Here is a 14,419-nt window from a genome sequence, read left to right as displayed (position 1 = left end):
CTACGAACAACGTGAAAATTACAATTCTTATCTTTTAAAAAGGGATTGACAGTACAGCGGAACTTCCAGTATATTTATCCCACATTAATTCTTATATAACCAATTAGATTAGGGGGTATTATTAAAAATGTCTACTATCGACAACAACTTGATCACCGCCATCGAAAGCAACTGGTATGGCTTTGTTGTATCGATTTTTGTATTCGGGGTACTCTTCCTGTTGGCCCGCAAGCGAGTCGGGTTTGGTACGCGGGTCATTGTAGCTCTGGCAATTGGTCTGGTCGTCGGCATCCTTTTTCAGAATCTGGAGTTTGACACCAAGGCTATCACCACCTTCGGCAGCATCTATGTCAGTCTAATCCGCATGCTGGTTGTCCCTCTGGTCTTCGTTCTGGTGCTTAACAGTATTGCATCGCTGACCAATCTGGAATATTTGCGTAAGATCGGCTTCAAGACCTTTGCCTGGTTCCTTGGAACAACGGGTATTGCTTCAATAATAGGACTACTGGTTGCACTGCTGTTCAACCCGGGAAACGGCATTCAGCAGGATGTGCCCGCCGACTTCACTGCCCGTGAAATTCCGGCCTTCTCCCAGGTCATTCTTGACCTTGTACCTTCCAACCCGATCAATGAAGCGGCTGAAGGCAAGGTTGTGCCGGTGCTTATCTTTGCAATCTTCCTTGCAGTGGCCATCATCAAGGTCGGCTCGAAAAATGCAGAGTCCGTGAAGCCCGTGCGTGACCTCATTCAATCGCTGACACTGGTGCTGCATCAGGTCGTTAAATTCATCATCCGGCTGACGCCTTACGGTGTATTTGCACTCATCGCCGGCATCACCGCCCGCTATGGCTGGGAAACGCTGCAGGAGCTGGGAAGTGTAATTATAACCTCCTACGTCGCCCTGATTATCCATTTTGTGCTGGTGTTTGGCGGGCTCGTATTTTTTGTGGCCAAGGTCAATCCGCTGCGCTTCTTCCGCAAAATTTATCCCACCGTTGCCGTGGCCTTTACAACCAGAAGCAGCTACGCTGTACTTCCGGTTAATCTTGAGGTTATTACAAAACGGCTGCATATTTCTCCCCGGATCGCCAGCTTTGTCGCTCCCCTTGGGGCGTCAGTCAACTTCAACGGCTGCGGCGGGATCTGGCCGGCCATTGTTGCTGTCTTCACTGCACAGGTATTCGGAATAGATCTTGGCTTGACTGACTATATTCTGCTGGTCTTTGTCAGCATCATTTCCTCGATCGGAGTTGCCGGTGTGCCCGGACCCGCAGTGATCTCGACAACAGTCGTACTTACCGCTTTGGGCCTGCCGCTTGAAGGTATCGCAATCGTCGCCGGTGTGGAAGCGCTGATCGACATGGGCCGCACAGCTGTAAATGCTACCGGTACAACCGTCACCGCCCTGTTGGTCGCCAACTCCGAAGGAGAGTTCGACCGGGATGCCTTCAATAACAACAACGACGAAGATGAGCTTATTGCATCCGCCGTATAATTCAGTGTCTGACCTGTATTCACCCAAGTCGAAACGGCTTCGCCGTCCTCAAAAGAACGGTATCCGTTTCAGCGAGAAATAGAAGGATAATTTATAGCGTGAAACATATAAATTCATATCTTTCCAAAAAAACGGCTGCGCCGTCCTTGAACCAGGACAGCGCAGCCGTTTATGTGTGCAACAAAACTTACAGCAGAATCCTTTCCCGCCGGCGGGCAGAATCGAGGCAGGTCTCAATCAGCCGCATATTCAGCACCGGATCATCTGCTGCTACTCTGGGTTTAACCCCGGAAACGGCCGCCGCAAAATTATCGGCCTGCCAGACATAAGGATTTGCGCCGGTAGCTTCGATCACCTTCGATTCGCCGCACGTATGCAGGATGAATTCCGCATCCTCAAATCTCGCATTGAACGGCATCGGAATTTCAATCCGGCCCTCCGTGCCGAGCAACTCCAGTAGCTGGCGGTTGTAGGCCCACATCCCGCAGTCGAAGATCAGGCTTACTCCGCCTGGAAACTCAACCAGACCTGAAGCCATCATATCCACATTGTCATGCTCCGGGGAGAACATCGCTTGTACCGTTACCGCTTCCGGCTCCGCAGCGAACAGCATACGCGCCGCGCTGAGCGGGTAACAGCCGACATCGTACAAAGACCCCCCGCCCCAAGCCGATTTAAAGCGGATATTCGTCGTATCCCCGGCATCATTATATGTAAATGTTCCGCGGATTGACCGGAGCTCACCGATTTCTCCCCGGGCGATAATGTCCTGCACCTCGGCAATCCGCGGATGATGCCGGTACATGTAGGCCTCAGCCAGATGAACACCGGCCTTCCGGCATGCTTCCACCATCTCTGCCGCCTCAGCACTGTTAAGCGCAATAGGCTTCTCACAGAGCACATGCTTGCCAGCTTCCGCAGCGCGGATGACCCATTCCCGGTGAAGATGATTCGGAAGCGGAATATAGACCGCATCAATATCCTGATCCGCAAGCAGCTCCTCATAACTACCGTAGGCCTTCTCTATCCCAAACTCCGCAGCCACGGCACTGCTTTTCTCCAGTCCACGGCTCGCTACTGCTGCGATGATGCCGGATTCCGATTCCTGAATGGCCGGCATGACCGAATTTGTGGCAATCTGGGCACATCCCATAATTCCCCAACGAAGTTTCTGCCCCATAGCTGTACACCTTCCTTGTATTAGATTGTCTATTTATACCTATAGACACCATATCATAGAATAAGGTTTATCTCTATTTACAGAGGTAGGATGATGTTATGAGGTGATCCAAATATCCAGCACAACGGCCACTCCAAGCACAATAACGCGGGCCATGCTCATCAGCACGAAATTTTTGACTGCCAGGATAAAGGTCGTCGCCTTCTCCTGCTTCTCATAAAACAGGGCAATATTGCGGCGCAGCGGGATCAGTGTCAGCAGCAGCAGCACAACCAGAACAGGATGGACGCCAAGCAGCAGCAGCACAATCAAATCCAGAAAGGAGACATAGTAGAGAAGCTTAAACAGCAGCAGCGCATTGCTGCGGCCGATGTAGACGGGCAGTGTATACCTGCGGTTCTCCATATCATCCTCAATGTCGCAGATGTTGTTCGCCAGCATGATTCCGGCAATTCCCAGAATCGCCGGCACCGAAAACCAGAATAGATACAGGACCTCCACAAAGTTGATATGCAGATCAATCCAGTCTTCCCGGAACAGCAGGGTAACAACACTCTGGTCGGAATGGATGTAAGCCGAAATGAAGATGATGACAAAGCCCATAAACAGGCCGGAGAACAGCTCACCCAGCGGCATCCGCGAGATCGGTATCGGCCCGAATGAATACAGGATCCCGATCAGGAAGGACAATCCGCCGAGCAAAAATATGATCAGACCAGTCTGGGAGACAAGGGCAATCCCGCCCCCAACCGCCAGCACCAGCAGGATGATAATCGTCGCCACCACAGTACTTTCCTTGAGCTTGTAATGAACAATGGCATTATGGGTCTCATAGCCGTAGCCGTGGGTTTTGGCCGCTTTTTTGAAATCGTAATAGTTGTTAATTGCCGTTGTCGCCATATCGAAGCTCAGCAGGGACACGAACATGAGCGCAAAACGCAGAGGATAAAAATCCTCAAACCGGTACAGAGCATACAATGACCCGAGCAGAAACGGGATAACACTAGCCACCTTGGTCGGCAGCTCTACAAATCTCAGGAAACTTTTTACATTCAAGGTGATCCACCCTCATCTGTCAAATAAGCACGGTTATTGTGCGGATGTTGTTATGGTCAGCGGAGACCATTCGGCGATGACTGTCTGGCCATGGGCGGACACACTGCCTTCGGGCGTGAGGTCCTTCTCGGTCATAATGCCCAGTGCTACAGTGAAGCTGTTGAATTTGATCGGCACATGCTGCTCGCGCCGCACCTCTTTGCCGTTGACATAGAACACAGCCTCATCGTTCCCGCGGTTATAGGTTATCTTGTACGTGTTGAATTCACGCGGTTTGAAGTCCGTATCTTCCTTGAAAATGCAGAAGTATTTCGTTCCCCCGGTTTCAGGAACCTGCACGCCCGGGAAAGGCAGAACTCCGTAGACGCTGGCATATTTGTCGTTTCCGGCAAAGAAATCAAGCGCCGCACCCGTCGTGAAATCAAGCAGATTCAGCGAAACATAACCATCATACAGGTCTCCGGGTGCCGTACCCTGTGTGCGGGCGCGAATCTGCAGCTCGAAGCTGACCTCTCCGCTCTCCGGCACCTCGACCGGCTGAGCCGAATAATACATATGCTTGGCATTGTCGAGAATCTGCACATGGTTGTTCTGGCGGGACAGCTGGGCCCGCACATAAAGGTAGCCATTGCGCACAATCACAACAGCCTCCGGCTCACGGTAAGCCCAGAAAGAACCATCCGGCAAGGTGAATCCTCCGGTCTTCCAGACCTTGCCCTCCGACAGAATAGTATGAAAGTCTCCGAGTATGGTCGGGTTATACTGTGCAGCCTGTGCATCTTCATTGCTTGTTTTGTTCTTGTCCATGGGGTTCACTCTCTTTCTATCATCTAATGTTCAGCAATTTTTACATAAAGCCTTGAAGCAGCAGCGCTACCGCCATAATTGCACCGCAGCGCACGGAGGCCTGCTGGGAGGCGCCCATCAGCGGCAGATAGGCTGGCGAGGCATTTTGCGGCTGCAGGCCGCGGTATACATGCACCGGCGCAATCGCAGTGAGCAGTGCAAGCAGCGCATAAACCGGAAGCACGCCAAAGCCCACGCAGACGATCAGAGAAGCGTAGGACATATAAAGCAGCACACGCGAGAAGATCAGCGACTTGCGCTCTCCCCAAACGACAACAAGCGTACGCTTGCCTGCCTGCTCGTCCGCTTTCCAGTGCAGAAAATGATGGTTGAACAGCAGCAGCGTCGTCAGAAGTCCAACCGGAACCGAAAGCAGCACCGGCTTCAGGCTGAATTCGCCAGTCTGCACGAAATAAGAGCCGAGTACAGGCATAATGCCAAACGCAACGAAAATGGCGAATTCACTGTAACCCTTGCCCCGGTACCCAAAACGCAGTGGTGGAGCGACATAGAAATAGGCGATAAGTGCCCCTGCCGCTACAAACCAGAGAATCTCCCAGCCGCTATAAATACTGAGCACCGCGCCGCAAAGCACGGCGACTGCAAGCAAACTCCAGGTCAATACTGCGAAAACGGTCTCCGAGAGCAGACCTCCGGACAAAAAACCGGAGTTTGTGGAAATCATCCCCGGTGTGTTTTTTGCCTCCATATCAGTTCCGTTGCGAAAGTCCCATAAATCATTCACCATGTTAGAGAACAGATGCGCAGATATTGCCCCGATGATCGTTATAACAAACAAAAACGGATGGAACTCTCCCTCCCATACATATGCCCCGACAGTTCCCAAGACAACCGGTATGAGCATAACTGGGATGGTTCCAAACCGTGTAGCTTTCTTAAAAAATGTCCATTTATTCATGCCCAAGGTGGTCCCCTTCTATTATAATGTGATAATTATTATTGTTTAATTATTATACATCAAATTTCGACAGTTAGGGCAGAAAAGCGCTGCAAAATATTCCCTAATCATGGTACACTGGTTATAATGGTACTTATTTCCTATAAATTCTATAGATACTAAGGGGAGCAACATGAAGCTGCGCAAAAAAATAGTGATCTTCATCTGTGTCGTGGCCCTATCCGGCTTAGGGCTGACTTATCTGCTCCTGCACCTGATTCTGCTGGGCCGCTTCGAGAAGCTGGATGAAGCCGCACTGCGGGATAAGCTGGAGAATGCCGTCTCCTCTTATCAGAATGAGCTGCAGAATATGAAGACCCAGTTGCTTAAATATTCGGTTTGGGATGAATCCTACCGGTTTGCGGAATCCACGGACCCCGCAGATTCTATTAGTGACGCCTACCTAAGCAGTAACTATAGCCGGACAACTTATGAGATTAACCATTTTGATATGATGGCCCTGCTGAACCCTTCGGGTACCCCCTTGTACGGGGAAACCTACAATCCGGACTCCCGCAATCTATCTCCGCTAACACCGGAGATCATCACCTTGTTCAGGGATATTCATCAACGGCTTCCGAAATTATCCGGCGCAGAGGATAGCACAAGCGGCATTGTATTACTGGATAAAGGCCCTATGCTGATCACCCTGACCCCTATTGTAAACAGCGGCAAAACGAAACCGGTTGTTGGAACAGCAGTAGCCGGCAGAATGCTGCAGCAGGAGCAGCTCACAGAGATCTGGAATGAGGCAGCGTCCACCATCCAGATCAACCCTGTGAACTCCGGCAGACTCGCGGAGAGCAACGGAAGCAATATCTGGATGAGCCCTGCCTCGAACAATGTAATGTCCATTCACACAACTATATACGACCTGTTCGGCAACCCCGGTGTGGTTCTCACCCTTAAGCATCCGCGTCAGATCTACGTAAGCGGACTGCAGTCGATTAACAGCTTCCAACAGTATTTTCTTGCCGTCACTATGCTAATAAGCGGGGCCAGTCTCCTCTTCGTCAATCAATCTATCCTCGTAAGAATCTCCTTGTTGACCCGGAATATCCGGGCTATCGGCAGAAGCAAGGATTTATCCATCCGGATTGGCTCTTCCGGCAAAGACGAATTCAGCGATGTGGAGCAGGAGTTTAACCGGATGATTGATTCCCTGGAGCAGGCGCAGGAAGAGCTGCAGCTGCAAGCAATGCTTGACCCTCTGACTCAGCTGCCCAACCGTTCGCTGTTCTTCGCGAAGCTTAATGAAGCGATTGCTTCAATTAAAGGAACCGGCAGACAACTCGGACTGGTATTTATTGATCTGGATCACTTCAAAACCGTAAACGATACACTCGGCCACGACTTTGGTGATGCCATGCTGAAGGAGATCGCTTTGCGGATTTCCCAAGTTATCGGACGTTGTGATGTGGTGTCCCGTCTGGGCGGCGATGAGTTCACGATCCTGCTCGCCGATATCCCCGATTCGGACAGCATTTCTGAGCAGCTGCTACGCATACGGGAGACGCTGTCGCTGCCCCACCGCATACAGGGACATCTCCTCTACAATACGGCCAGCATTGGCGTCAGCATCTATCCGCAGAACGGCGAAGACGCCGACTTTCTGGTCAAACAGGCCGATCTGGCCATGTTCCATGTCAAAGAAACAGGCCGCAACAATATTTTTCAATACTCTGAGGATCTTGAAGAAAGTATCCGCCGCAAAAATGTACTCTCCCAGCTGCTGCTCTCCGCAGCCGTGAATCATGAATTTGAAGTCCATTATCAGCCGATCCTCAGTTCCGGCAACCTGAAGGTTTCGAAGCTGGAGGCGCTGCTGCGCTGGACAAGCCCTGCATACGGCCCTATCTCGCCCGGCGAGTTTATCCCGCTCGCCGAAACCAGCGGCTCTATTGTAAACATCGGGAGCTGGGTGCTGCGGCAGGTCTGCTCCGATCTGCGTACTTTCCGGCAGAATGGGCTGGAGCTGACCGTGGCGGTCAACATTTCCGCCATGCAGCTGATGCAGCCGGGACTGTCTGAGCTGCTGCTGGAGCTGCTCCATGAATACGGGCTGCCCAGCTCATGCCTGGAGCTGGAGATTACGGAGAGCGTGCTGGTGTCGGGTGACAATATTTTCCATTCACTGCAACAGCTCAGGGGACACGGTTTCCGCATTTCCCTGGACGACTTTGGCACAGGCTTCTCTTCCCTCAGTTACCTGCGGCGCTTTCCCGTTGATGTAATCAAAATCGACCGTTCTTTTGTTTCCGAGATGACACTGGGCCCGCAGGGTGACGTGCTGATCAAGGCTATTATCGAGCTTAGCCATACTCTTGGACTGCAGGTAGTTTCCGAAGGAATCGAGCTGAAAGAGCAGTTCGACATGCTGCGCGACCTGGGCAGTGATGAGCTGCAGGGCTACTATATAAGCAGGCCGGTAAAATTCCAGGATATCCCTGACTTTTTAACGCAAAATAATCTCCTTTACCACAGTAAATGAGCACTCTTTTTTTGTAGGCAAGCTCAAAACGATATGATATGATAGGCAAGCTGATTACAGCACCCCTTTCCGGGTGCTGTGATCCTATGCGAACACTTATGAAAATTGGAGGCTTTAATTGCTATGTCAGCGCAACCGCAAACACAATCCGTCAAAATCGTCACTGCCGACCCCAGCGCCATCGGCTTGTTCGGATTGGCTATCGTCACCTTGGTCGCTTCTTCACAAAAGCTCGAAATTACAACAGGTCTCAGCTACTGTATTCCATGGGCTATATTCCTCGGAGCCTTCGCCCAGCTGTTCGCTTCTATCCAGGATGCCAAACACAACAACACCTTCGGGATGACCGCTTTTGGCGCTTATGCGTTCTTCTGGTTCGGCATGGCCGGAAGCTGGCTGATCAAGCTGGGTGTATTCGGTACGGTTCTGGCAGAAGGCGTTGATCCCAAACAGCTCGGCTTTGTTTTTGCGGGTTATTTGGTCTTCACGCTGTTCATGACCCTTGGCGCTGTGGAAGCCAATAGAGTGCTGCTTGTTATTTTTATACTGATCGATTTCCTGTTCCTCGGCTTGACCTTTGATGCGTTCGGAGTGGCTGCGGAATTCTTCCACAAGCTGGCTGCCGTATCGGAACTGGCCATCGGTATCGTATCACTGTACGGCTGCGGTGCATCTGTGCTCAACGCTCATTTCGGCCGCACGTTCCTGCCAATCGGTGCACCACTGGGTATTTTCAAGAAATAATCCCGTCTCTTCACTTGCACAAAGTCCATAATGTACTCATTTCTAGAGCAACGGATAAATACAGGCTGCCTTTAGGCGGAACGTATTTATCCGTTTTGGATTTTACGGGGTTCTTGTTAGGTTTTTCCTTGCACAAAGGCGATAAAAATGACATGCTAAAGAAACACCCACGACATATCTCGACATTTTTCTGCGGTGCTGGAACAGCTTCTAATGAGTTATTAATATAATGTTGAATTTCGGGTATCGGAGGCATTCCATGGCTTTCTTTAATAAAAAGCCTTTAACGATCATCCTCGGCTTCTTAGTCGTGCTGCAGCTCTCTCTGTTCTATTATTACTCCTTATCAGTGAACCGGGAATACCGGGCTGAAAAAGCCGGCTTGTCCTCAAAGGCAGTCATGTTATCATCGAACATTGAAGAGAAGGTTTCGATTGTCAAAGGTGTTAGTTCCTTTATTCAAACGGTCGGCTTTGATGCTGAGCCAGCGCTTATTAATCAATATTTAATGAAGGCTTATAACAATTCAAGCAATATTATGAATATTATGATCGCTCCGGACGGCCTCATCCGTTATCTCTATCCTCTCTCAGGCAATACAGCGATTCTTAATAAAAGTCTCCTGCTCGATCCCGACTTGTCCTCGCCCGGTTTGATTCAAGAAACGATCACTTCCCGGGGCATTACGGTGGACGGTCCCCGGGTACTTGCCCAGGGTGCCTTCGGCATGGTAATCAGGCAAGCTATTTATAACGGCAACTCATTCTCCGGCATCGTTTCCGTCACACTGAAGATCAATGATATTGAGAACCAGCTGCTGTTTAAAGACTCCCCCATGTATGTAACAGATGAAGACCATACCTTTTTATTTGGCAATCAAGCCCACGGGAACGAAGAGCAGGTCACGGTTCCCATTGAAATTAAAAATCAGCATTGGCTGATGGGAATCCCCTTTTCTTCGCACAAGAAATGGGAGATCTTCCGCAGCGTCCTGTGGATCGACATTTCCTTTCTGCTCGTTATGGCCTTTATTCTGTATATCTTCTGGCATCAGGACCGGTTCAACCGCGAACTGGAGCGCGTGGTCAATATCCGCACCCGGGATCTCCGAATATCCAAACGCCTATATGAAAAACTTGCCCATTATGACAGTTTGACGGAAATTCCGAACCGGCGTTACTTCATGGATGAATTCGGACGGCTGCTGCAATGCGCCGAACCTGCGCAGACCTATACGCTGTTCTTTTTTGATCTAAACAGGTTCAAGGAGATCAATGACACCCTCGGCCACTCCACGGGCGACCAGGTCATCAAAACACTGGCCTGCCGGCTGAAGGACAGCGGCCTGCCCTTCAAGCTGTTCGCGCGTACCGGCGGCGATGAATTCGTAATGATCTTCTCCGATTTGCCGCGGGAGCAGATCCCTGAAATTTCCGGGCATATCAGCCTGCTGATCTCTGAAACACTGCTGATTGCCGGGGCATATTTAAGTCTCTCAACCAGCATAGGGATCTCTCTTTATCCGGAGCATTCCCTCCACAAGGAGGATTTGCTGAAATTCGCCGACATGTCCATGTATCAGGCGAAGTCACAGGAAGACAGCAATTATTTCGTGTTTGACTGGGAGCTGCGCGAGAAGCTGGAGCAGAAAACGATGATCTCCAAGTATCTGCATTCCGCGCTGGAGCGTGAAGAATTCGTGCTCCATTATCAGCCGCAGATCAATGCCGTCACCGGCCAAATGGTTGGTATGGAGGCCCTGATCCGCTGGAACCATCCGGAGAAGGGGCTGATCGGGCCCGGAGCCTTCATCACTGCTGTGGAAGACGCCGGGCTAATGATTCAGCTCACCGACTGGGTGCTGCAGGAAGTATGCCGCCAGCTCTGCGAATGGAGAACGATGGGCATGCCGCTGCTGCGGACATCCATCAACATCTCCAACAGCTGGTTCTATAACCGGAATCTGATAGAGAACCTGCTTGGCGTGCTTGAGCAATATGGGCTGGAGACGAATATGCTGGAATTCGAGATCACAGAAAGCACCGCCCTGCTCGAGGAGCATTATCCGCTGCTGCAGCAGATGCGCGACCATGGGATTGTCGTTTCGATTGACGACTTTGGCACCAAATATTCTTCACTGAATTATTTGAAGCATTTCCCTGTCAACAAGATCAAGATTGACCGCACCTTCATTACCGGCATTGGTGTCAGCTCCATTGATGAGACCATTATTAAGTCAATTGTTTATGTCGCCTCCCAGCTTGGTTATGACCTGATTGCGGAAGGTGTAGAGACGCCTGAACAAGCCCAGTTCCTGATTAAGCATGACTGCCCTTATATCCAGGGATTTCTTTACTTCCCTCCGCTTCCTGCGGATGAGATCTTCAAGCTTGCTTCCTGATGTTGCCCGGGAAGATACTGTACCGTATGTCTCAGGCTCCCTTTGGGGAGCTTTTTCTGTACTATATATAATAAGTAAGCACTACCGGAGGTGGGATTCTGTGAAAAATGAAAAGGCCTTAGGGGTGTATGGCTTCCGCTTTAGCGAGCCGGAGCAGTTGCCGCTCTGCAACCTCTTTGCAGTCGGGCATGAGATTGTAAGTAATGCTTCTTACCACTGGAATGGAATGGAGCGACGTGACGGCCCCCTGTTACTCTTCCAATATACAGTTGAGGGCGCAGGGGTATTCAGCACGGAACACGAGAGCTTCAAAATCAGCTCCGGACGGGCATTTCTGGCGGAAATCCCCAGCAGCCACAGCTATTATTATCCCGGCGGTTCCCAGCCGTGGGAGTTTTATTTCCTGCTCTTCAGGCCGCAGCTGGTACAGCCCCTCTGGGAGGAGATCAAGGTCAAGCTCGGTCCGGCGCCGGTCATCGACACGGGAAGCCTGCCCATCCGCATGCTGCGGGATATTACCCGGGAAGCCCATAGCGGAAAAATCACCGATCCTTACATCGCCTCCTCGCTGCTGTATCAATTCATGATGGAGCTCGGCAGACTGTCGTCCAGCGGGCCGCGCCATGAAACGGAGTGGCCGGCGGCGGTTAGGGATGCCGTTACTTTTATCGAAGGCCATCACAACTCCATGATTGGCCAGGAAGAGCTTGCGGAGAAGCTCGGACTTTCCAAATTCCATCTGCTGCGGACATTCAGCAAATATGTCGGTGTAACACCCAATGAATACCTGAACCGCATCCGTATCGAGCGGGCGGTGGATCTGCTGCGGACAACAGACCACAGTATTGAAGCCATCGCGGTTCAGGTCGGATATTCCACCGGAAGCTATTTCATCAAAGTGTTTCACAAGCTGACGGGACAAACGCCTGGCAATTTCCGCACCGGAAACGGCAGCCTCCAGTATAACCGTTTGTTCTTCAGTTAAATTCCCGCCATGCGCAATTTTGTGCTATTGAGATAACTATTTTACTGTAGAAATGGGTTTTGAAAGTGTTTTATGATGGATCTATTAGAGCAAGTTTATTCTACAACCCCTTCCGGGGTTTAAGGAGCGAGATCATCATAATGAGTCACTTACAGTATGCGAAAACACCGCCTATGGGCTGGAACAGCTGGGATTGCTATGGAGCTGCAGTTACGGAACAGGAAATCCGCGGAAATGCTGAATATATGGCGGCGAACCTGAAGTCCTTCGGCTGGGAATATGTCGTTGTGGATATTCAGTGGTATGAGCCGGGGGCAATTTCTTCGCAGTACCGTCCTTTTGTTCCGCTGGAAATGGACGAATATTCCCGGCTGATGCCGGCAGTGAACCGTTTCCCCTCGGCAGAAGGCGGCAAGGGGTTTCTCCCTTTGTCTGATTATGTACACAGTCTGGGCCTTAAATTCGGCATTCATCTGATGCGCGGAATTCCAAGACAGGCGGCGCATGCCGCCACCCCGGTCAAAGGTTCAGGAGCGACCGCCCGGGACATCGCCCATCCCAACTCCATCTGCCCCTGGAACACCGATATGTATGGGGTTGATGCTGCCAAGGAAGGTGCCCAAGCGTACTACAATTCCCTATTTGAGCTGTATGCCGAATGGGGCGTAGACTTTGTGAAGGTGGATGATATTGCTGCGTCCAGACTGTACGATACACACCAGCCCGAGATTGAGCTGATCCAGAATGCGATCCGGCACTGCGGACGCCCGATGATCCTAAGCCTCTCCCCGGGACCGGCACCGGTTTCTTATGGAGATTTCCTCGGCCAACATGCCAATATGTGGCGGATCACCGATGACTTCTGGGATCATTGGGACCTGCTCCTGGATATGTTTGACCGCTGTGAGGCGTGGGCAGGCAAAGCCGAAGCCGGCAGCTGGCCGGATTGCGATATGCTGCCGCTGGGCCATATCGGCATCCGCTCCGTAGACGGCGGCGGGGCTGACCGCTGGACTCGCTTCACGCCTGATGAGCAGGTCACCATGATGACCTTGTGGAGCATCTTCCGCTCGCCCCTGTTCTTCGGCGGCGAACTTCGCGATAACGACGCTTGGACCCTTTCCTTGCTGACCAACCCAGATGTACTGGAGATGCACCGCAACAGCAACGGCGCACGCCTCATCAGCCGGGCAGGAGACCGCGTGGTCTGGACGGCGGAAGGGGACTCCGGGTGCCGCTATGCCGCGATGTTTAATACCGGCGAAAACACCCAGAGGGTCAGCGTAACTCTCGCAGAACTGGGCCTTGAGAGACCAGTCACTGCCAAGGAGCTTTGGAGCGGGGCGGAGGTTGGCCCCGTGCAAGACGAGCTCGCTTGCGAGATTGCTCCGCATGGCGCAGTACTGTATCGTCTGACATAGCTCCCGCTGCAGTCATAACGTTGAATGAACCAAGTGATTCATCTTACGGCAGACCCGGATTAACGGGCCTGCCGTTTTGCTGCAGATATATGCCGGGAAATCCAACCAGCCATAGCACATCCCCTCTCAGGACAGTCACAGGATAGATCCAATCGAGCCAATCCCCTACACGCCTAGCGGCATTTGGAACATCTTATGACAGCAGGCATACTTCTCCTCACGTTAACCATACTAAGGTCATTCTATGATGTGACGGAGGAATGCAGCGATGGGCAAAAAGATGAATCTGCTGATGTTCAGCGGGGAATATGACAAAGCGATGGCCGGGTTGATTCTGGCCAATACCGCAAGGGATATTGAGGTTGAGGTCACAATGTTTTTCGCCTTTTGGGGACTCTTCCTTGTCCGCGACCCCGAGAAGATGACACTTGAGGATAAGACAATTTATGAAAAGCTGATGGATGTCATTACACCGAAGGGACCACAGCACCTTCCGCTTTCGCGGATGAACTTCAGCGGTCTTGGACGGATGATGCTGGAGGAAATGATGGAGGATCAGGGCGCGCCGAAGCTGATTCATTTTCTCAAGGGCGCCCGCAAAAAAAACATTAAATTCTACGCCTGCAAGCTGTCCGTAGAGATCATGGGCTTCAAGCCGGAGGAGTTTCTGCCCGAGGTGGAGATCATTGATGCGGCCACCTATCTGAAGGATGCGCTGGAAAGTGACATGCAGCTCTTTATTTAGAGGAGCTCCTTAATGAATGCAGACAATAGGCTTTAACCCATTGCCTCCAGCGGGCATATACTGAGCCTGGGAATATAACCCCACTCTTAATTAGCAA

At 51.3% G+C, this 14,419-nt stretch carries 11 protein-coding genes; 7 read left to right on the top strand and 4 right to left on the bottom strand.

Annotated features, from left to right (window positions below):
- Nucleotides 1–127 precede the first annotated feature (127 nt).
- On the top strand, nucleotides 128–1,495 hold the full coding sequence (locus tag AC3WT9_RS23220) for a dicarboxylate/amino acid:cation symporter (RefSeq protein ID WP_341380053.1): 1,368 nt from the start codon (nucleotides 128–130) through the stop codon (nucleotides 1,493–1,495).
- Between the two features lie 187 nt (nucleotides 1,496–1,682).
- Here the strand turns inward: AC3WT9_RS23220 and AC3WT9_RS23215 are convergent, their stop codons facing one another.
- From AC3WT9_RS23215 to AC3WT9_RS23200, 4 genes are all read right to left on the bottom strand, one after another.
- Entirely contained in the window at nucleotides 1,683–2,675 is a 993-nt protein-coding gene (locus tag AC3WT9_RS23215) for a Gfo/Idh/MocA family protein (protein WP_341380055.1), read from the bottom strand.
- A gap of 96 nt (nucleotides 2,676–2,771) precedes the next feature.
- Complete coding sequence (locus tag AC3WT9_RS23210; protein ID WP_341380056.1) at nucleotides 2,772–3,731, bottom strand: 1,4-dihydroxy-2-naphthoate polyprenyltransferase; 960 nt, start codon at nucleotides 3,729–3,731, stop codon at nucleotides 2,772–2,774.
- 33 nt (nucleotides 3,732–3,764) lie between these two features.
- Nucleotides 3,765–4,538, bottom strand: a complete 774-nt coding sequence (locus tag AC3WT9_RS23205) for a DUF6081 family protein (protein ID WP_341096961.1) — start codon at nucleotides 4,536–4,538, stop codon at nucleotides 3,765–3,767.
- 40 nt (nucleotides 4,539–4,578) lie between these two features.
- A complete protein-coding gene (locus AC3WT9_RS23200; protein WP_341096963.1) occupies nucleotides 4,579–5,496 on the bottom strand; it encodes a prenyltransferase in 918 nt (305 codons plus the stop codon).
- A gap of 172 nt (nucleotides 5,497–5,668) precedes the next feature.
- Here AC3WT9_RS23200 and AC3WT9_RS23195 point away from each other — a divergent pair, with 172 nt between their 5' ends.
- From AC3WT9_RS23195 to AC3WT9_RS23170, 6 genes are all read left to right on the top strand, one after another.
- A complete protein-coding gene (locus tag AC3WT9_RS23195; RefSeq protein ID WP_341380057.1) occupies nucleotides 5,669–8,026 on the top strand; it encodes a bifunctional diguanylate cyclase/phosphodiesterase in 2,358 nt (785 codons plus the stop codon).
- A 123-nt stretch (nucleotides 8,027–8,149) separates the two neighbouring features.
- The gene (locus AC3WT9_RS23190; RefSeq protein ID WP_341096967.1) at nucleotides 8,150–8,770 is read left to right on the top strand and encodes an acetate uptake transporter; all 621 of its coding nucleotides are present in this window, start codon (nucleotides 8,150–8,152) and stop codon (nucleotides 8,768–8,770) included.
- A 259-nt stretch (nucleotides 8,771–9,029) separates the two neighbouring features.
- The gene (locus tag AC3WT9_RS23185) at nucleotides 9,030–11,171 is read left to right on the top strand and encodes a bifunctional diguanylate cyclase/phosphodiesterase (RefSeq protein ID WP_341096969.1); all 2,142 of its coding nucleotides are present in this window, start codon (nucleotides 9,030–9,032) and stop codon (nucleotides 11,169–11,171) included.
- Nucleotides 11,172–11,271: 100 nt separating this feature from the next.
- Nucleotides 11,272–12,156 carry an AraC family transcriptional regulator gene (locus tag AC3WT9_RS23180; RefSeq protein WP_341096971.1) on the top strand — a complete coding sequence of 295 codons (885 nt, stop codon included), beginning with the start codon at nucleotides 11,272–11,274 and terminating at the stop codon, nucleotides 12,154–12,156.
- Nucleotides 12,157–12,296: 140 nt separating this feature from the next.
- Complete coding sequence (locus AC3WT9_RS23175) at nucleotides 12,297–13,577, top strand: glycoside hydrolase family 27 protein (RefSeq protein WP_341096972.1); 1,281 nt, start codon at nucleotides 12,297–12,299, stop codon at nucleotides 13,575–13,577.
- 268 nt (nucleotides 13,578–13,845) lie between these two features.
- Nucleotides 13,846–14,322 (top strand): DsrE/DsrF/DrsH-like family protein, encoded by a 477-nt coding sequence (locus AC3WT9_RS23170; RefSeq protein WP_038597634.1) that lies wholly within the window; start codon nucleotides 13,846–13,848, stop codon nucleotides 14,320–14,322.
- Nucleotides 14,323–14,419: the final 97 nt, after the last annotated feature.

The organism is Paenibacillus sp. EB106-06-01-XG199 (genome assembly GCF_058791575.1).
Note: the sequence above shows the minus strand (reverse complement) of the source record. Positions and strands in the feature narration are given on the sequence as shown.

Excerpts from the sequence above, each read along its gene's own strand:
- AC3WT9_RS23220 (WP_341380053.1), top strand. The coding sequence starts at position 128 with ATGTCTACTATCGACAACAACTTGATCACCGCCATCGAAAGCAACTGG.
- AC3WT9_RS23215 (WP_341380055.1), bottom strand. The coding sequence starts at position 2,675 with ATGGGGCAGAAACTTCGTTGGGGAATTATGGGATGTGCCCAGATTGCC.
- AC3WT9_RS23205 (WP_341096961.1), bottom strand. The coding sequence starts at position 4,538 with ATGGACAAGAACAAAACAAGCAATGAAGATGCACAGGCTGCACAGTAT.
- AC3WT9_RS23200 (WP_341096963.1), bottom strand. The coding sequence starts at position 5,496 with ATGAATAAATGGACATTTTTTAAGAAAGCTACACGGTTTGGAACCATC.
- AC3WT9_RS23195 (WP_341380057.1), top strand. The coding sequence starts at position 5,669 with ATGAAGCTGCGCAAAAAAATAGTGATCTTCATCTGTGTCGTGGCCCTA.
- AC3WT9_RS23190 (WP_341096967.1), top strand. The coding sequence starts at position 8,150 with ATGTCAGCGCAACCGCAAACACAATCCGTCAAAATCGTCACTGCCGAC.
- AC3WT9_RS23185 (WP_341096969.1), top strand. The coding sequence starts at position 9,030 with ATGGCTTTCTTTAATAAAAAGCCTTTAACGATCATCCTCGGCTTCTTA.
- AC3WT9_RS23175 (WP_341096972.1), top strand. The coding sequence starts at position 12,297 with ATGAGTCACTTACAGTATGCGAAAACACCGCCTATGGGCTGGAACAGC.
- AC3WT9_RS23170 (WP_038597634.1), top strand. The coding sequence starts at position 13,846 with ATGGGCAAAAAGATGAATCTGCTGATGTTCAGCGGGGAATATGACAAA.